Origin of the sequence: Marinomonas sp. PE14-40 (assembly GCF_051623805.1) — a bacterium.
Taxonomy (GTDB): Bacteria; Pseudomonadota; Gammaproteobacteria; order Pseudomonadales; family Marinomonadaceae; genus Marinomonas.
Genome location: NZ_CP130700.1, coordinates 4872736 through 4891241, shown reverse-complemented (window position 1 = coordinate 4891241; position 18506 = coordinate 4872736). Strand labels below are relative to the sequence as shown.

The following is an 18506-nucleotide window of genomic DNA, read 5'->3' as shown; positions in this document are numbered from 1 at the left end:
ATTTAGTTCACTTCGTCAAAAAATTAAAACAGCCTGCTAAAAAAATTTAGCAGGCTGAGATTAACTTTTTTGATTAGAGTTACTTGATGTAACCCATTTCACGGTAGTACTTAGCAGCACCTGGGTGAAGTGGCGCTACTAGTGCAGTGTTTGCCATTTCTTCAGGAGTTAAGCGTTTGAATGCAGGGTGTAGACGTTTGAAAGAGTTGAAGTTTTCAAATACAGATTTAGTCAACTGATAAACAACTTGCTCAGGTACATCAGTAGAAGTTACCAAAGTTGCTTTAGGACCAAATGTTTCGATGTCTTCTTCGTTACCAGAATACATGCCACCAGGGATGATTGCAGAAGAGTATTCACCACGTTCTTTCAAGATAGCTTTAGAAACAAGGTCGTTCATCGGAACCATGTTTACGTCACATGTTGTTGTCGCTTCTTGAGCAGAACCATTAGGAAGGCCAGACAACCAGATAGTTACGTCGAACTTATCATCACATAACGCTTGTGCTTGCTCAGAAGACTTAAGCTCAGCTGCGATACGGAAAGTTTCTTTAGTCCAACCACGTTCAGCCATAAGAAGTTCCATCATGGCACGGTTACCAGAACCTGGGTTACCGATGTTAACGCGCTTACCTTTAAGGTCTTCGAATGTAGTGATGCCAGAATCAGCACGAGCCATCATATGGATAGGCTCTGGATGTAGAGAGAATACAGAACGTAGCTCTGGATATGCATTATCAGCAAATTGACCAACACCAGCTAGTGCAGACGCTTGTACGTCAGACTGAGCAACACCGAACTCTAACTCACCTGAACGAATGCTGTTTACGTTATAAGCAGAACCACCTGTTGATTCAACTGAACAACGAATGCCATGAACTTTACGCTCTTTATTTAACATACGGCAAATAGAACCACCAGCTGGGTAATAAACCCCTGTTACACCACCAGTACCGATAGAGATGAAGTTATCACCAGCAGCCATAGCTAGTACAGACGCACCAGCAAGTGCTGGAGCTAGCATAGTTTTCAAAATTGCTTTTTTGATAGTCATAGTATCCTCGTTATTTTTATGTCATTCAGTTTAACTAGCCGTTACATAGCAACCAAGATGCCAACTTTAAAAAAAACAGGATAAAACATTGATTAATAAGGGTTTGTTTTTTATTTCCTCATGTAAATTTAAGTTAATGACATTATAATAAAAGTTATACCCCTTTCTTTTAAATCTCTAAAGATAATAAAGTTATTCGAGCTGAAGCCCTAAAATCATTGATTAACAAGAGATTTATAATAAAAGCTATAGCTATAACTTTTGTTATAGCTTTTAAAAAACGCATTTATTGGATTAATCAATGTTCGCTTTTCATCTGATTTGCAACTGGTTAACATACTCACACCCTAACCTGTGAATTTATCAAGCAATGATGCCGTTAAAGAATTTAAACCTAATAAGCTTAATTGTTTATATCCAAGTTTTGCTATTAGCGACTTTGGCATCATCTCTTCATGCAGAAGAAGCAAACGCTGTAATCAAAATGAAGAAGCCAGTATTTATTATTGGCGCAGATCACAGCTACCCACCTTATGAGTTTGTGAATCAGTATGGCGAGCCCGATGGTTATAATGTCGAGCTAACACTGGCGATTGCTGACTTAATGGGTTTTGAAGTTGAGTTTCGCATGAGCGATTGGAAAACGGCTCTGAAAGGCCTGTATCAAGGCGATGTAGATGTTCTGCAAGGTATTGCCTATTCTGTCATTCGGGCTCAAACCATTCTCTTTTCTCCACCCCACTCGATTGTTAATCAGTCCATCTTTGCGAGAGACGATTCACCCAGCATTGCCGATATCAGCATGCTTAGCGGTAAAGAGGTCATAGTACAGAATGCCAGCATCATGCATGAGTACTTAGTTAATGAAGACCTAGGGGCCATCATAGTCCCTGCACCAACACATTTAGAGGCTCTTAGACAACTAGCTGCGGGGAAAAGTGACTTTGCTTTAATCGCCAATTTACCTAGCTTATATCTAACCAAGGAGATGGGACTTAATAATATTTATCCTATTGGAAGCCCAGTTCAAGGTCAGCGTTTAGGCTATGGCGTACTTCCTAAAAATGAAGAACTCATTTCTCGCTTCACTGAAGGCCTTGCCATTTTAAAGAACACAGGCCGCCAACAAGAAATTTACGGAAAGTGGCTAGGGTCATTAGAAAAGAAGGGCTTACCTTGGGACATCATTGCCCAGATTGCAGGTATTGCCGTTAGTCTACTTTTACTAAGTTTGGTCGGCATTGTGGTGTGGAACTCAATGTTACGTAAAGAAGTAGAAAAGCGCTCTTCTCAAATCCATCAACAACAGCAACAATTAATTCAAGCCGATAAAATGGCCTCTTTAGGCGTGCTAGTATCGGGCGTTGCACACGAAATTAATAATCCAACAGGTTTGTTAATGCTTAACTTGCCACTGCTAAAGGAAGCTTGGGTCGATGCACTTCCTAAGTTAGAGGCACACGCAGAAGAGCATGGTGAGTTTAAACTTGCCGGCTTAAGCTTTAACCGCATTAAACAGGAGCTACCATATCTGTTGGATGAAATGGATCAAGGTACGATACGTATCAGAAACATAGTAAATGACTTAAAAGATTTTGCTCGCTCAGAACCCGATGAGATCAAGCAAGAGGTGGATGTAAACAAGGTTATTCAGACAGCGGTGAGATTGGTTGATAAATCCATACGTAGCGCCACAGATGAGTTTGATCTTAAACTACAAAACAACCATCTCTTTATTATGGGCAGCGCTCAGCGTATAGAGCAGGTTATGATAAATCTGATTATTAACGCCTGTGATGCACTAGAAAGTAGAACTCAAAGAATTAGGGTGTCGAGCAAACTGAGTGTCGATCAAACACGCATCATCATAAAAGTTGAAGACCAAGGCTGCGGTATTGATGATGCCTTACTTTCTCGATTAACTGACCCATTTTTTACCACAAAACGAGAACAAGGTGGCACAGGCTTAGGCTTATCTGTGTCAGCCAGCATAGTACAAGCCCATGAAGGTAATATGAAGTTCGATTCAGTTAAACAAGTAGGAACAACGGTAACAATTAGTTTGCCCTGCTATATGCCTTAAAAAGATAAATAACCTAAGTTAATAAACAAAGAGACGCAAAATAATGTGATTGCTACCAAGTTAGGGAATAATGGGCACATTAAATATTTCGCTCTTTGATACCTATTAATTACATCCATTTTGACTTTAAAAGAAGTATTAATGACATGTTAGTTTCAGATTCAGAATCAAGTTTATACCCGCAGTTCCCTATCTTATTAGTTGATGACGAGACATCTTTTTTACGCAGTATGTCTCTCACATTAGAACGCAACGATATCACCAACATTCATACCTGTTCTGAACCTAGAAAGGTGCCAGAGCTAATGAAAAAACTAAATGCTGGTTTGGTATTGCTCGATCTAACGATGCCTGAACTATCCGGTAGAGACTTACTAACTTGGTTTCAAGAAGAGTACCCAGATGTATGCATTATCGTCATTAGTGGCCTTAATCAGGTGGAAGCCGCAGTTGATTGTGTAAAACAAGGCGCCTTTGATTACTTTGTTAAAACCACAGAGCAAAGCCAAATCATTGAAGGGATCAGACGAGCAATTCGTACTCAGGAACTCAGCATCGAGAACCAAGTATTAAAACGCCAAATTCTGACAACAGAGCTACAAAAGCCAGAATTATTTGATGCTATTATTACAGCCTCTTCATCTATGTGGTCAGTTTTCAAATACCTAGAGTCAATTGCTAAAACCAATCAACCTATTCTAATTTGTGGTGAAAGTGGCGTAGGTAAAGAGCTGTTTGCCAATGTTGCACACTCTCTTAGCTCCCGCAAAGGTGAGTTGGTGACAGTCAATGTAGCGGGGCTTGATGATGATATTTTTGCTGACACCTTATTTGGCCACAGCCGTGGGGCATTTACCGGCGCTGACAAAGAAAGACCAGGCCTAGTCGAAAAAGCAGCTGGCGGCACTCTCTTCTTAGATGAAATTGGTGATTTAAGCCTAGCCTCCCAGGTTAAATTATTACGCTTGCTACAAGAGGGTGAGTATTACCCATTAGGCAGCGATAAACCTAAGCGAATTCAGGCTAGAGTCATAGTTGCGACTCACCAAAACTTAGCGCAAAGACAAGATGAAGGTAAGTTTAGAAAGGATTTATTCTTCCGCCTTAAGACCCATCAGGTTAAGATTCCGCCTCTACGTGAAAGACTCTCTGACTTGCCTCTGCTCATTGAGCATTTCGTCAAACTCGCTTGTGATGACATAGATAAAAAACTTCTAAAAGTCCCTAAAAGCCTGACCTTGCTATTAAGCGGTTATACCTTCCCTGGAAACGCTCGTGAACTTAAAGCCTTGGTATACGATGCAGTAAGCCGGAGTCACGGGGAAACTTTAGATACTTCAAGCTTTACTCACTTATTTGATAACGACAAACTCAAGCTAGATGACGGTGAAGGCGTCAGCTTTCATCCAAACATGCCTATACCAACCCTAACCCAGATGGCTGAACAATTGGTTTTAGAAGCCATGAGCCGCGCTCAAGGTAATCAATCTTTAGCTGCTCGTATGTTAGGCGTATCACAACCAGCTTTAAGTAAACGCCTTAAAAACATGAAAGATTAAGCCATTAAACAGGGCTATTTGACACTTTATCGAAATAGCCCGTAATGGACTCCCCCTTGAATAAACGCATACTGACCTTATATAAATTAACTTAACCCATAGAAAAATTACTTAAAACATAATTTTCTTACTTTACCTATTGAACCTTTTCATCCATGATTCAGTCATAGTAAAAATAAGTTTAAGAATCTGGAGTACGCCAATATGATCGAATTTATGATGTTTTCAGCAGTTTGCTTGGCTATATTCGTGTTGGCAAAAAACATTAGTAAGCAAGCTAAAGTACAATCTTTAAAACCAATTCGCATAGAAACTGAAGAAGAGATGCGCCGTAAACTACAGGCAAAAAAGCAGCAAGAACAAGAGTCTAAACGTTATAGAAATTAATTTTTCCTGTCATTTCTACTTTTTTGTGCTTTAATGAATTTAGTGTAATAAAGAAAAGTAAGTAAATCGTGAAAAGTAAAATTGAAGAAACAAGCAAAAACCGATCGAATTCCCCGTTGATCGGTTTTTTTTGTGCCTATGCTTAGCAAGTTTCAATTCAGAGTTCGAGTGACTCACTCTAGTCACGCCTAGCACTCAAACCTATAGCAAACTCACGCCATTCAAAAACTCAAACTTCAGTTCAAAAGCTTAAGAAAATACCACTTTATGTGTGTTCCGCTTTTTAGCTTGATACATGGCAACATCCGCAGCACGAATAAGCGCATCAACATCCTTCTCATCACCATCAATCAATCTAATGCCAACACTTGCTCCAACATTTAGGGTCTGTTCCTTATAGCGTATAGGCTGATTAATAAGCCCCACCAGCTCTATACCAATTTGTTGAACAATTTCACGGTTTACTAGACTATTGCCATACATACGTTGCAGCAGTATCACAAACTCATCACCACCCAGTCTAGCCACAACATCCTCTTGCCGAATGAGGCTCTGCAACTTTGACGAAACTTCGACTAGAAGAGCATCGCCAGCTTCATGACCAAATTCGTCATTAATCTTCTTAAAACCATCAAGGTCAATTAATACGATCGCTGCCTGCTCTTTATAGCGGCTATTACTAGAAATAACCTTTTCCATACAACTGAGAAAATAGCGTCGATTACCTAGTTGAGTGAGAGGATCTGTTAATGCCAACTTATTGATGCGCAGGATTGTCTCTTGGTTCGCATCCACAAAAGGCTTTATGACCCAGAAATAGATAGGGGCGAGTGATACCAAAGTTAAAATGGAGGCATCGAGGGCGGCTTCAACTATGGAGCTTAATTTGTGAGGAATCAGCTGTAGGATAAACATGATCACCAACTCAACAATAAAAATGATTGCCAGTATTCGTATCACTACCTGCTTTGTCGTTAACAAGTTCATTCATTCTCTTCCGCATTTAGACAAGTGTCGTAAATTAATGGGGGAAAAACACAATCCTTGTTATTTCTATTTAATATTCTTCAGAATAGGCTAGAGATTATCTATGCTTGAAAAGTGTTAGAGCAACAAATATGCATCTAGTTTGAAGTTCCTACTCAATAAAAACCTAATAAAAATTCGAACTAATTCAGCTTTTATTTATCATAGAGCTTAGTCTTGAATTTCATTTTAGTCACATGAAGGAGACGACTTAATTACACTAACTTTAGGCCTAATGCATATACTCTTATTAGCTTTTAACCTCTATTTAAAAGGAATCAAAAATGACCCTAATGCAAATTTGTTATTGGATCATAGCGATTTTAGGCAACCTGGTAACACTCACTTGGTTTAGTATTACAGGCTCTGGCCTCTCCTTAATTAGCTTAGCTTTAACGCTTAGCTATGGGGTAATCGGCGCTTATGACATTTTCTTCAGCCCTCACAGTTTAAACCGTTTATACCCAGTAACTGCCTATATCCGTTACTTCTTAGAAAATTTTCGTAAAGAAATTCATCAGTATTTTGTTGCCAGCGAAACAGAAGAATTACCCTTTAACCGAGAGCAACGTAGCTTGGTATATCAAAGAGCTAAAAACGTTCGCGACACCATAGCATTTGGTACTCAAAGAGAACTATTAGAAGAAAACTATCTCAGCTTATGGCATTCACTCGCACCTAAAGAAGTGAAAGAAACACAGAAAAGAGTCCTCATTGGCGGGCCTGCATGCTTACAACCCTACAATGCTGCCTATTTAAATATTTCTGCCATGAGTTTTGGCGCTTTAAGTAGCCAAGCAATTGAAGCACTTAATATGGGAGCCTCTAAAGGAAGCTTTAGCCACAATACAGGTGAAGGCAGCGTTAGCCCTTATCACTTAAAACATGGCGGTGATTTAGTTTGGCAAATAGGATCGGGGTTATTTGGCTGCCGTACTCATGATGGCGATTTTTGCCCAACAAGTTTTGCTAAAACAGCCACACTCAAGTCCATAAAAATGATTGAAATAAAGCTATCTCAAGGCGCAAAACCAGGCCATGGCGGAGTGTTGCCTAAAGCCAAAATTACCGATGAAATAGCGCAAGTTCGCGGTATTCCAAAAGATAAAGATTGTGTTTCACCTTCAACCCACCCTGAATGCAAAAATCCTAAAGCATTGTTAAGCTTTATTCAAAAACTTAGAGAGCTAAGCGAGGGCAAACCCATTGGCTTTAAACTTTGCTTAGGCAACCCAGCTGAGTTTTTAAGCATATGTAAAGCCATGCTTGAAATGGACATCTATCCTGATTTTATCACGGTAGATGGCGCTGAAGGTGGCACTGGAGCAGCCCCTGTTGAGTTTTCAAATCGCTTAGGCATGACCTGCTTAGATGCCGTTTATCTCACTAATAGCATGCTGATTGGCTGTGGTATTAGACAAAAGATAAAAATCATAGCATCAGGCAAAACAGCTTCAAGCTTTGATCTTTTAAGTAAGATTGCAGCAGGTGCAGATACCGTCAATGCTGCTCGTACCATGATGATGGCTTTGGGCTGCATCCAAAGTAAATCTTGTAATACTAACGAGTGCCCAACAGGTATTGCCACACAGGACCCAGTTCGAGGAAAAGCGATAGACATCGATGCGAAAGCGTCAAGAGTTGCTAATTTTCAAAGAAACACATTACATAGCTTCTTTGAATTAGTCGGTAGTTTAGGTTTAGAAGACCCCAAGCAACTCACCGCCAACATGATAAAAAGGCGCACAAGTTATAACTTAAGTATTTCGCTAGGTGTTACAATACCAACATTAGTAGAAGGTGACTTAACCTCTAACCCAAGCCTCCCCTATCCTTGGTTACAATGGTGGCAAGGTGCACATAGCGATAGTTTCTATGTTGAAGATTCGCATGAATTACCACCACCTGAATTAAAAATTAAAACAATTTAGTTTTTAGACCATTATTGAAACACTCAGTTTCAATAATCGATATTTATTAGACCCTTTTTATAAATTAGGATATTCGAATACTGATTTATAAAAAGGGTGAATAATATGAAATTCGCTAACACTAAAACATCATGGTTAACCTGCGCTATTCTTAAAAACAGTATTCTAAATACTGTTTTAATTTTCTTACTCTCTTTACTCCCCTCTTTAATCGCGACATATTCACTTTTATACACGTATAGATTTCAACTGTTTTATTAAAAAACACAAGGATAAACATGTTATTTTCTAAAAAAACATGCTTAGATTTATTTGGTTATGACTTACCGGAATTAAAAAACGAAAAGCGCCTTAATAGCGCAGCTAACTTAACCAAAGAGATATAGTCCGTAGGAGCTAGTGTCGTTTCCTTAAATTGCCAAAAGAATCCCCCCCTTCTTTAATAAGACCTTAGCATTCCGCTAGTAGCACTAGCTGAAAGAAATAGATGAATTTTTCTAACCTAAATAGTGAAAAAGCATCGTTTGTTCTTACCTAGAATGAGTCTTATCATGAATTTGTTGTAATTAAACAACATATCTCACAATTAAAGAGGAATACATGATGGATTCACAACAAGAATACGAAGCACTTTTAAAGCAATGGGGATTTGAATCAAGCAGCCAAGATACTGCAAATAGCTTTTATGAGCTTGCTAAAAAAACTAATGCATTAGTTGCTAAATTAATTAACAAGAGCCAATCAGTTTTTCAGGTAAAAGCCCAAAACCCGCAGTTAAGCTTAAACTCTTAAGCTTAACTGTCACACTACGGCCTGTTTCAAATAAAAAACTTATTCTCCCTGAATAAATAGTTTTTAAAACACTGCAACCACAAACAGAATTATCTATAGCCAGCCAAACCAAACTATTTCAGTCAAGCCTATCAACAAGTTCGCATTCATTCGTACTCGCTAGTTTTGCCACTTAATGCTCAAATATATAGATTTACTTTAAACTCGCTAAGCTTCAACTGATTCCACCGATTATTTACCCTACCTACCTTTTACACTATTCCTTGTTTTCAGATAGCACCATCATCTGATGATACGACGACACCTTGCAATGAGTTCACACTGCTCAGTTTAGGTTTGTTTGATGAAATGCTTTTTGGTCATGAAGCTTTGCATTTAATTAAAGCCAGAGGCTAGCTTTCTAGCCTCTTTTTTTATCATGAATAAACCAAGCTTAGACAAGGTAATAAACAACCAAAAGCAGGCTATTTTTGCTTAATGCTATATTCCCTAAGCTTATTAGCCACAGCACTGTGGCTCATCCCCACCTTTTCAGCCAATAAACGGCTACTTGGGTATTCTGGATACAGCTTAGCTAAAAGCTTAGCTTCAAACTGTTTCATGGTTTTATCTAGTGAACCGTCTAAAAGTTCAACGTCGTATTCTGTGTCTTGCATTTTTGTATGGCTTACCAAGCTTATATCATCTATATCAATGATATTTTTACTGGTAAGTAAACAAGCTTGATAGCAGACATGCCTTAGCTCCGTTAAATTTCCAGGCCAAGAATGCATTGAGAGCTTACTAAAGGCGGCTCTGCTTATCTTTAACATAGGTTTATTTAAATCAACGCAAGCAAGCTGACAGTAATAATGGGTTAATTCAGATAAGTCTTGTTTTCGCAACCTTAAAGGTGGCATGTTCAAGGTTAATTGGGCAAGTCTATATAAGAATGCCTGCTGTGCTGGGTATTGTTCAGCTAATTCAGCTAATGAAAGCTCTGACACAAAAATAAGACGGCTATAGTCAAAACCAGTAACATCAAGGCAATCAAGGTAATCCAACACTTGTTGCTGCATTTCAGGACCTATCCATTGAGGTTCATTGATTATCCACCATTGGCCTTTATGATTTGGCTCTAAATGCTTTGCAGTGAGCTTATTACCACTAATACTTTTTAATTTACTTTGCCCAAAACCATTTAGTTTTTGCCAACTTTGCATCATGGCTTTTACCAAATCTTGCTTACCAACACCGGCTTCTCCCGATAAAAATATAGGCGCTGCCATGGGTAGGAAAGCCGTCAATTTTCGAGATAAGGAACGCATTAATGCACTTTTGGTTACCAGTTGGTCGAGCACAATATCTTGTGCAGCAGCACGCCTTAGTTTTTGTGCTTGTAAGCCTAATCGAGCTTCGGATTTTATTTGCAGCACAGCCCCCGCTCTGACTGATTCACCTTCGATTTCACCCGGCACATAGATAGGCAGCATTTCAAGTAATAGTGTTTTACCTGCTAACCTTACCCTCTTACTTTGAAAGCGTTTTAACTTAGTAAGATTAGCACTGGAAAAGTACTCTTTAGTAAAGTGAACACCTTTAAGATACTGGCTGAGAGGCTGGCCTAAAAAGTGCTTATCCAACTGTAAATCTTCAATCGCCGCTTGGTTTGCCATCATGATATAACCAGACAAATCCAAAGACACAACACCGTCAGAGAGCGTCTTTAACAAGGTAAACAAAGCATTATGAGCTCGATCGGATGGTGTGAATAAAGCGGTTTTAACATCAATCACACCATCAATTCGTCGAATTTCAGCCAGCAAAGTTTGCAATTGTTCAAATGCAATATCAGCAAAAGCGCAATACATTCGCTCATGCTTTCTATCAATTTCAATTCCTTTTAAATCAATATCATAAGGAATGAATAGATCCAAAACCTGAGTAGCCATGCCGATTCGGTCGTGACAATGTATCTCTAAAATCATCCGACTACAGGCTCATTAACAGAATTGAGTGCTTGTTGTATCACATTACCATCTGACACCAGAAGCAGTGATTGATAAGGCGAAAAGGTTTGATAAAGAGGAAGAATCGCAGCCCCAACAATACTTGATGTCATGGCTGTTTCAGCGACCTCTATCTTAGGTAAACTTAGCACCTTAGGCGCTTGATCCTTAAGAGAATGAGTCAGAGCTTGAATTAAAGGCTGTAACACCACGGAATTTAAACGGCCACCTAGAAGAATACGTTTAGGATCTTGAATAGCGATGACACTAATTAAAGCTGGTGTAACTTCTGCAGCCACCTTTTGGCTCCACAGCTTTATTCCACTAAGCAACTCCTCATCCAAGTGATCAGTTTCAAGTCGAGAGTAATCTAAATGCTTTTTAGTCAAAAAGCGCCTTAAGGAGACACTGGATAAGGCCTCTAGAATCCACTCCCCCAATTCACCTTTAGCTGTAGGTATCAAACCAAAGTTACCGGCACCACCTGCTGCTCCTCTTACACACTCCCCTCGGGACACTATTCCTCCTCCACAGGCAGCGCCAATGAAGATATAGAAAAAGTCTTGAGCGGAGATTTCACCGCCACTTAAGAGAAGCTCATTAATTGCCGAGGCGTTTGCATCATTTTCACAAACAACAGCTTTCTCAGTATGACGGGCCAACCACAGCTGAAAGTCGTCTGAAGCCCAATACGCCATCGCATTTTTCAAATGCATTAGATCTAACGCTTCATCAGCCTTATGCACCAAGCTTTCTAGCCACTCTGCCATATAGTCAGGCATGGTGAGGCCAACACCTTGTACTTTTTGCCAAGTATCACCCAGGGTTTCACGCACCTCTTCAATTAATCCAAGTGCAATTTGTTTTGCCTCAGTTTCAGTTGGAAAATGCACATCACAATGACGTAACAATAAGCACTTACCATTAAAATCAACTAGCGCAGCACTGATATGGTCTCGATCTATATTGATCCCCAAACCATAGGCACCCTGAGCATTAATCTCTAGTTTGATTGAAGGCTGGCCACGCTTTCCCTTAACTTTACCCGTGATACAAAGTAGCTCTTGCTCGATCAAATAAGAAGTAATAACCGAAATAGTTTGCGCACTGAGCCCTGTAAGTTCGGCAATGTGAGCACGAGAGATGCCAGGCGCCTCTCGTACCGCTTGTAGAATAATGCGTTCATTGTAAAGACGACTTTGTTCAGATGTGCTACCTGAATGCTTCATTAAAGAAATGACCTTGATTTAAAAGCAAAAATGCTTGGCAAAATGAAAATTATAAACAATCTATTGAAACTACTGAAAATTATTAATTAAATCTAATTGATTTAATTAATAATTAGATTACTCTGTGTTTAACCCTATTAATTGCTTAGTGAGTTTTTTTGATATGACAGCCAATCCTGACTTTAAAAGCCCTGATTTTCTTAAGGCACACATCGCTAAAACCATGAATTTCTATCATCCAAGGTGCATAGACCCTGATGGTGGTTTTTATCACTTTTTCAAAGATAATGGCGACATTTACGATACAAAGACACGTCACTTGGTAAGTAGTACTCGCTTTATTTTCAATTATGCTAAAGCCTTCCAGGCAAGCGGCAACCCTGATTATCTTGAAGCCATGCTACATGGTGTAAGCTATTTAAGAGAGCGTCATAAAAAGACTGATGGCGGTTATACTTGGCTACTAGAAGGCGACAAAAATCTCGATAACACAAACCATTGTTACGGCTTAGCTTTTGTCATTTTAGCCTATGCTCAAGCATTAGAGTCTGGTGTAGAGGAAGCAAGAAGCTGGCTTGATGAAACCTTCAATCTGATGGAAACACACTTTTGGGATGAGGCTTTTGGTCTTTACAAAGATGAAATTTCTGATAACTGGGAAACAGTTTCAGACTACAGAGGCCAGAATGCCAACATGCATAGCTGTGAAGCCATGCTAGCGGCTTTTGATGCAACAGGTGAAGAGCGCTACCTAGAACGCGCTAAATTACTTGCAAAGAATATTTGTCAACGTCAAGCAAACCTAGCTCAAGGACAAATTTGGGAACACTATGATGTTAATTGGCAGATTGACTGGCAATACAATCTAGATGACCCTAAACACCTTTTCCGTCCTTGGGGCTTTCAACCAGGGCACCAAACAGAGTGGAGCAAACTCTTGCTAATGCTTAACCATAGAGCCCCTGATGCTTGGTTAGTCACCACAGCCAAAAGTTTATTTGACCAAGCTTGGGATAAAGCCTGGGATCACACAGACAAAGGCCTTATTTACGGTTACGGACCTGATGGCTCCATGTGTGATGGCGATAAATACTTTTGGGTACAAGCAGAAAGTTTTGCCGCCGCAGCTTGGCTTGCAAAGGCCACTCAAGACAACAGGTACTGGGAAATCTACTCGCAACTTTGGCAGTACGCTTGGGATCACATGATAGATCATGACTATGGGGCTTGGTTTAGAATTTTGACCAAAGATAATCAAGCCATGGATGATTGCAAAAGCCCTGCGGGTAAAACGGATTATCACACTATGGGTGCGTGCTACGAGGTTCTCCCCTTAGTTTAGCCTCTCTTCATAGCTTAACCTTTGCCCACTACTTCAAGGCTTCGCTTTCAGTGAAGCCTTGTTAGACTAGTCAAAATAGTCTTTTACAAACCCCAGTGTGCAAACTCAATCCCAATTAAATATCAAGCTTGATTAGCTTTATAGCAGTCTTAAATCTAGACCAATGTCTAACCCATTTAATATCACAAATACACTAGAAATTGACACTAGGGATTTTTCATTAGGCCCTAAATACAGTATGATTCGGGTCAAATTTGTGATGAGAGTTTGATATGCAGTTAGATAAAGTGGATTTAAATTTACTTCGTTACTTAGACTCTCTACTTCGAGAACAAAATGTCACTCACGCCGCGAACCAACTAGGCATTACTCAGCCAGCTATGAGTAATGGTCTACGCCGCTTAAGAGACTTGTTTCACGACCCTCTCTTAGTCAGAACCAGTGATGGCATGATGCCCACAGCACTGGCAATTCAACTACAACCTAGAGTAAGTTTAATTCTACAATCTGTAGATGAAGTCCTTCATCTAGGTCAAAGTTTCGACGCTGGCTCTAGCTCTCGTGTTTTTCGTATCATGGCAAGTGATTATGCAGAAGCGACCCTTATTCCACCTCTTATGGCAAGACTGCAAAAAGAAGCACCTAATGTCATTTTAGATGTCATGAATCCAAGTGATGTGAGTTTTCATGATGTTGAAAAAGGTAAGGTTGATCTCATTATTAACCGCTTCGAAACTTTACCTCAATCTTTCCACCAAAAATCAGTTTGGGTAGATAGGTTTGCCTGTATCGCTCACAAAGACAGTGAACTTGCTAAGAACCCGAGTTTAGATTCCTATATGAGCGCTCAACATGTTTGGGTAAGTAAAACAGGTTTTGGGGTAGGTGTCGGTGTACAACCTGATGAAGTACAAAAGCTTGGCTGGGTTGATTCGACGCTAGCAGACATGGGATTAAAACGCAGCATTCGCTTGTTTACTCGTAACTACAATGTGGCAATGAGAGCAACCGAGCAATTAGGTTTAGTCGCAACACTACCATTACTTGCCACCCGTTTATTAGGTGAAAGCACTGAAATTGTAGTACTACCAACGCCTTTTGAAATTCCACCGGTCGAGTTGAAAATGTTGTGGAGCCCTTTGTTACAACATGATCCAGGCCATATGTGGATTCGTCAAACGATCTCAGCTTGCGCTCAAGTTATCGCCGATAGCAATTAGTCAGCTCAAGGCAACAGCCAAACATCAAACAATGAATTAGATGTTTGGCAACTATCTTAATACTTTTCTTAGCCTAACTTTTCGTTTAAGCTAACGGTTACATCAAGATCTTTGATCAGTCCGTTATTAATACCGTAAACCCAACCATGCACATGCAACTCTTGTTCATTATTCCAAGCCTTTTGCACTATGCTAGTTTGGCAAACATTATTGACCTGCTCGATAACATTAAGCTCACATAGAAGATCAAACTTTCGTTTTTCATCTGTTTCAGCATCCATCTTATCCTGATGGAAACGATGAACATCTTTAATGTGCCTTAACCAGTTATCAATCAAACCATGCTCTTCACTGTCTAATGCCGCTTTGATACCACCACAGCCGTAATGGCCAACCACCATAATGTGCTTAACCTTTAGCACCTCAACTGCAAACTGAATAACAGACAGGCAGTTTAGATCTGTGTGCACAACTACATTTGCAATATTTCTATGTACAAAGACTTCGCCTGGCATGAGGTTAATTATCTCATTTGCTGGCACTCGGCTATCAGCACAACCAATCCACAAATACTCTGGCTTTTGCTGTTTTGATAGCGTTTCGAAAAAATCAGGCTGCTCTCGAGTGATTGATTCAGCCCATTCTCTGTTATTTGAAAATAAGTTATCTAGCTTAGACATTCAATTAAGTCTCCAATGACGCTTCTACTTTGCATTTTTGCAAAACCGTAAAAGTGACATCTGCAGTTAAAGATAGGTGGGAAAGTGCTTCGATTGCTTTACGACCTGCATAAGGTGACTTATGCATATGAGGCGTCATAGCAAGTAAATTCATTAGTTCTTGATTTGAGTTAACCTCAAAAGAAAAACGTAAAGATTGAGTTGAGATAACATCAAGGCCATCTATTCCCTCATAATTAGGTGCTTTATAAGGCCTAATTTCAGGGTAAAGTATTTCTCTTAGTTCAATCAGGTGCTCTTCACCTGAATCAGCAACTATGACAAAGCCCTCCTCAGACAGAACTCGCTCGAACTCAGACCAAACAGGAAAACCAAACAAACATAGAATGCCATCAAATCTGTTTTCTGGCATAGGTAAATGACCATTTGAAGCGACCAGCCAAGATAAAGATTTATTGCGTTTACTCGCTGCGGTAACTGCCCATTTCGAGATATCTAAGCCTATACTAGATACCAAGCCATAATCTGCTTGTTCTTGCAGATGAGACAAGTAATAACCTTCACCGCACCCTGCGTCTAATAGACGAATCTGATTATCTGTTCGTGTTGCGACGAAGCTAGTGACGATGTCATTGATTTTTTGAGCTATCTCTAAATAAGACTGATTGTTTAAAAATGCCTGTCTTGCAGACACCATGGCTTTATTATCACCTGGGTCTTTAGATCGTTTATTTTGTACAGGAAGAAGATTGGCATATCCCGTCTTAGCGAGATCAAATGTGTGGCCATTCCGGCAAACGAGTGATCGGGACTCCAAGGTTAATGGCTCGCCATCTAGGGGACATATTAGGTTGTTTAACACAGTATCATGAGATCCTAAAAAATATTGGGCTAGTCTAGGCAGATGCAACTAAGGAAACAAGAAAAATAACCTTGATGCATAGATACCAATACTATTCGTCTTTAAACTTATGTCTAATACCGCTTACTTAATGCAATGCCCTAAAACTTTTGCTTTGGTTTCCCGATTCCTTTTGCATATACACTGAGAAATCATTACTAGACATAGGCTTAGCAAAAAAGAAACCTTGTACTTCTTGGCACTCATAGCTCTTAAGCACATTAAGCTGAGAATAGTTTTCTACCCCTTCTGCTATCACTTTCAGGTTCAAGCTTGAAGCCATGGCAATCGTGGCTTTCACTATCGCATTATCATCAGAGTTACTACCTAGATCTCGTACAAAAGATCTGTCTATCTTCAATGTCTGTATAGGAAACTTTTTCAGATAAGCCAAAGAAGAGTAACCAGTACCAAAATCATCAATTGAAAGACTTAAGCCTAACTCTCTAAAGCCATGCAACTTCTCAATCGTTTGGTCGGCATCTGCCATCAACATACTTTCGGTTAATTCAAGCTCAAGATTTTTCGGATTCACTCCCGTTTCTGCTAACACCTCTTTTACCATGTAGACGAGATCGGCCTGCATAAACTGACGACCAGATAAATTTACAGACAAGCTAATTTCAGGGTATCCCTGCTCACGCCATTTTTGTAGTTGTTTACAGGCAGTACGAATAACCCACTCCCCTAATGGCAAGATAAGGCCTGTTTCTTCAGCAATAGGAATAAACCTATCAGGAGAGATCATACCAAACTCAGGGTGCTGCCAACGAATTAGTGCTTCTGCTCCCACGGTAAACTGATCTGACAAACGCACTTTTGGCTGGTAATAAAGCTCGAATTCTTGATTCTCAATTGCACGCCTTAAGCCGCCACCGAGAGTCATATAGGCATTCAAAGATTGCGACATTTTACTGTTATAGACTTTATAAGAGTTATGCCCAATAGATTTAGCACGGTACATGGCCACATCTGCACGTTGCAGAAGCGTATCAACATCCTCGCCATGACTTGGGTAATGAGCAATACCTATGCTCGCAGTAATCAACATTTCCATTTCTGCAATCGGATAAGCAGCACAAGCCGCTTGCATCAGGCTCTGCGCTAATTCTTCTAGCTTATCAATTGAACTGATATCTTCTTGTATCAATGCGAATTCATCACCCCCTAAGCGAAACAGTCTCGCCCCTTTAGGTAACGTTGCCAAAAGACGCTTTGCAACTTGGACAATCAGCTCATCTCCCACTCTATGTCCAAAGCTATCATTCACGACCTTAAATCCATCTAAGTCTAAATAAAGCACACCAAACTCTTCTGATCTTAAATATGAGTTTTTTAAGGTTAAATCCAGTTCTTGATAAAGTAAGTGTCGATTAGGAAGGTCTGTTAGAGGGTCATAGTTTTTTAGCTTGAATAATGAGTTTTCTTGTTCTCTTAAATTATGGACATCTAACAATGAGAGAAAACTTCGAGCTTGCTGTACATCATAGTGCATCTCTATTTGATGCCAACGAATCCCTTGATCTGTAGTCAACCTTACCTCCCACGTTAGCGGGAAACCATGTTGGTTTAAGGCTTCTTTAGAAGATAAGAATTTAATCGCTTTATTCAACTCTGAATTGAGGGCAAATATATCTTTTAAGCTGTCGACATCAGAAAAAGTATCATTAAATAACGGACTAGCTTCTATCAAGCGATACTTATCATCAAATACGGCCAAAGAGAGTTGCGAAAACTCAGTAATTGGCATCATCAGTGGTAAGTTACTACCTTTGCCGTCAGAGCTTTCTTTAATTACAGAGCTATCTATATTGTCAGAGCGAGTGTTATCAACAGGAGTGCTTTTATCCATTTCCAGATCTAACAAGGTAGTTTCTGGTTTTAGCAACTTAGTTCCGTGAGGCGTTTGATCTTTGGGTTGATGAATCAGATCATCTTTTGCATTTAGCTTTACCTCATTTCTAAACAAGGTCTGTCTTTTAACTGCTCGGGCTTTGATGCCATAAGTATTCGCACCTAAAGAGATTAGGTCACCTTGGCAGTCATAATAATGACCTTTAATACATTGAAAAACCCAAGTTATAGGTGACGTTGGCCCTTTATCATAAGACGAGATAAATCGAGCAAATCGACGCTTCAAATTTGCTGAAATAGCGGGCAATGCCTGCTTACTGTTTGGATTAGACTCGACAAAGAGCTCAGTGGCTGCCTGGTTACACCAAGCAATACTGGCATGATCAACGTCTACCACCCATTCGGGAATTTTGGCTATCTCCTTTAGCCTTGTACTTTTAATAGACATCAACGTAACAAC

14 protein-coding genes are annotated in these 18506 nt (G+C 39.8%); 7 read left to right on the top strand and 7 right to left on the bottom strand.

Annotation, left to right across the window (positions count from 1 at the left end):
* Positions 1–79: 79 nt before the first annotated feature.
* Positions 80–1054, bottom strand: a complete 975-nt coding sequence (locus tag Q0A08_RS22675; RefSeq protein WP_438463788.1) for a TAXI family TRAP transporter solute-binding subunit — start codon at positions 1052–1054, stop codon at positions 80–82.
* A 370-nt stretch (positions 1055–1424) separates the two neighbouring features.
* Here Q0A08_RS22675 and Q0A08_RS22670 point away from each other — a divergent pair, with 370 nt between their 5' ends.
* The 3 genes from Q0A08_RS22670 to Q0A08_RS22660 all read left to right on the top strand — a co-directional run bounded on the left by Q0A08_RS22670 (position 1425) and on the right by Q0A08_RS22660 (position 5083).
* The gene (locus Q0A08_RS22670; RefSeq protein WP_438463787.1) at positions 1425–3137 is read left to right on the top strand and encodes a transporter substrate-binding domain-containing protein; all 1713 of its coding nucleotides are present in this window, start codon (positions 1425–1427) and stop codon (positions 3135–3137) included.
* Positions 3138–3283: 146 nt separating this feature from the next.
* Positions 3284–4696 carry a sigma-54-dependent transcriptional regulator gene (locus tag Q0A08_RS22665; RefSeq protein WP_438463786.1) on the top strand — a complete coding sequence of 471 codons (1413 nt, stop codon included), beginning with the start codon at positions 3284–3286 and terminating at the stop codon, positions 4694–4696.
* A gap of 204 nt (positions 4697–4900) precedes the next feature.
* The gene (locus tag Q0A08_RS22660) at positions 4901–5083 is read left to right on the top strand and encodes a hypothetical protein (RefSeq protein WP_438463785.1); all 183 of its coding nucleotides are present in this window, start codon (positions 4901–4903) and stop codon (positions 5081–5083) included.
* Positions 5084–5332: 249 nt separating this feature from the next.
* Here Q0A08_RS22660 and Q0A08_RS22655 read toward each other — a convergent pair whose 3' ends face one another.
* Positions 5333–6070 (bottom strand): diguanylate cyclase, encoded by a 738-nt coding sequence (locus Q0A08_RS22655; protein ID WP_438463784.1) that lies wholly within the window; start codon positions 6068–6070, stop codon positions 5333–5335.
* Positions 6071–6393: 323 nt separating this feature from the next.
* Between Q0A08_RS22655 and Q0A08_RS22650 the strand changes: the two genes are divergently transcribed.
* Positions 6394–8040, top strand: a complete 1647-nt coding sequence (locus Q0A08_RS22650) for an FMN-binding glutamate synthase family protein (RefSeq protein WP_438463783.1) — start codon at positions 6394–6396, stop codon at positions 8038–8040.
* A gap of 600 nt (positions 8041–8640) precedes the next feature.
* Positions 8641–8832 carry a hypothetical protein gene (locus Q0A08_RS22645; protein ID WP_438463782.1) on the top strand — a complete coding sequence of 64 codons (192 nt, stop codon included), beginning with the start codon at positions 8641–8643 and terminating at the stop codon, positions 8830–8832.
* 464 nt (positions 8833–9296) lie between these two features.
* Here the strand turns inward: Q0A08_RS22645 and Q0A08_RS22640 are convergent, their stop codons facing one another.
* A complete protein-coding gene (locus Q0A08_RS22640; RefSeq protein WP_438463781.1) occupies positions 9297–10799 on the bottom strand; it encodes a TyrR/PhhR family helix-turn-helix DNA-binding protein in 1503 nt (500 codons plus the stop codon).
* Positions 10796–12049 carry an ROK family transcriptional regulator gene (locus tag Q0A08_RS22635; RefSeq protein ID WP_438463780.1) on the bottom strand — a complete coding sequence of 418 codons (1254 nt, stop codon included), beginning with the start codon at positions 12047–12049 and terminating at the stop codon, positions 10796–10798. The genes Q0A08_RS22640 and Q0A08_RS22635 overlap by 4 nt, the downstream gene beginning before the upstream one ends.
* A gap of 163 nt (positions 12050–12212) precedes the next feature.
* Here Q0A08_RS22635 and Q0A08_RS22630 point away from each other — a divergent pair, with 163 nt between their 5' ends.
* Together Q0A08_RS22630 and Q0A08_RS22625 are read left to right on the top strand one after the other, a co-directional pair.
* On the top strand, positions 12213–13391 hold the full coding sequence (locus Q0A08_RS22630; RefSeq protein WP_438463779.1) for an AGE family epimerase/isomerase: 1179 nt from the start codon (positions 12213–12215) through the stop codon (positions 13389–13391).
* Positions 13392–13663: 272 nt separating this feature from the next.
* On the top strand, positions 13664–14611 hold the full coding sequence (locus tag Q0A08_RS22625; protein WP_438463778.1) for a LysR family transcriptional regulator: 948 nt from the start codon (positions 13664–13666) through the stop codon (positions 14609–14611).
* Positions 14612–14679: 68 nt separating this feature from the next.
* On the opposite strand, the gene can is transcribed toward Q0A08_RS22625, so the two are convergent.
* The 3 genes from can to Q0A08_RS22610 form a co-directional block, all read right to left on the bottom strand.
* On the bottom strand, positions 14680–15291 hold the full coding sequence (can, locus tag Q0A08_RS22620) for a carbonate dehydratase (RefSeq protein WP_438463777.1): 612 nt from the start codon (positions 15289–15291) through the stop codon (positions 14680–14682).
* 4 nt (positions 15292–15295) lie between these two features.
* Positions 15296–16153: a putative RNA methyltransferase gene (locus Q0A08_RS22615; RefSeq protein WP_438463776.1), complete on the bottom strand. Its 858-nt coding sequence runs from the start codon at positions 16151–16153 to the stop codon at positions 15296–15298.
* 127 nt (positions 16154–16280) lie between these two features.
* The gene (locus Q0A08_RS22610) at positions 16281–18494 is read right to left on the bottom strand and encodes a putative bifunctional diguanylate cyclase/phosphodiesterase (protein WP_438463775.1); all 2214 of its coding nucleotides are present in this window, start codon (positions 18492–18494) and stop codon (positions 16281–16283) included.
* Positions 18495–18506: the final 12 nt, after the last annotated feature.

Excerpts from the sequence above, each read along its gene's own strand:
- Q0A08_RS22655 (WP_438463784.1), bottom strand. The coding sequence starts at position 6,070 with ATGAACTTGTTAACGACAAAGCAGGTAGTGATACGAATACTGGCAATC.
- Q0A08_RS22610 (WP_438463775.1), bottom strand. The coding sequence starts at position 18,494 with ATGTCTATTAAAAGTACAAGGCTAAAGGAGATAGCCAAAATTCCCGAA.
- Q0A08_RS22650 (WP_438463783.1), top strand. The coding sequence starts at position 6,394 with ATGACCCTAATGCAAATTTGTTATTGGATCATAGCGATTTTAGGCAAC.
- Q0A08_RS22645 (WP_438463782.1), top strand. The coding sequence starts at position 8,641 with ATGATGGATTCACAACAAGAATACGAAGCACTTTTAAAGCAATGGGGA.
- Q0A08_RS22635 (WP_438463780.1), bottom strand. The coding sequence starts at position 12,049 with ATGAAGCATTCAGGTAGCACATCTGAACAAAGTCGTCTTTACAATGAA.
- Q0A08_RS22665 (WP_438463786.1), top strand. The coding sequence starts at position 3,284 with ATGTTAGTTTCAGATTCAGAATCAAGTTTATACCCGCAGTTCCCTATC.
- Q0A08_RS22640 (WP_438463781.1), bottom strand. The coding sequence starts at position 10,799 with ATGATTTTAGAGATACATTGTCACGACCGAATCGGCATGGCTACTCAG.
- Q0A08_RS22660 (WP_438463785.1), top strand. The coding sequence starts at position 4,901 with ATGATCGAATTTATGATGTTTTCAGCAGTTTGCTTGGCTATATTCGTG.
- Q0A08_RS22630 (WP_438463779.1), top strand. The coding sequence starts at position 12,213 with ATGACAGCCAATCCTGACTTTAAAAGCCCTGATTTTCTTAAGGCACAC.
- Q0A08_RS22670 (WP_438463787.1), top strand. The coding sequence starts at position 1,425 with ATGATGCCGTTAAAGAATTTAAACCTAATAAGCTTAATTGTTTATATC.
- Q0A08_RS22675 (WP_438463788.1), bottom strand. The coding sequence starts at position 1,054 with ATGACTATCAAAAAAGCAATTTTGAAAACTATGCTAGCTCCAGCACTT.
- can (WP_438463777.1), bottom strand. The coding sequence starts at position 15,291 with ATGTCTAAGCTAGATAACTTATTTTCAAATAACAGAGAATGGGCTGAA.
- Q0A08_RS22625 (WP_438463778.1), top strand. The coding sequence starts at position 13,664 with ATGCAGTTAGATAAAGTGGATTTAAATTTACTTCGTTACTTAGACTCT.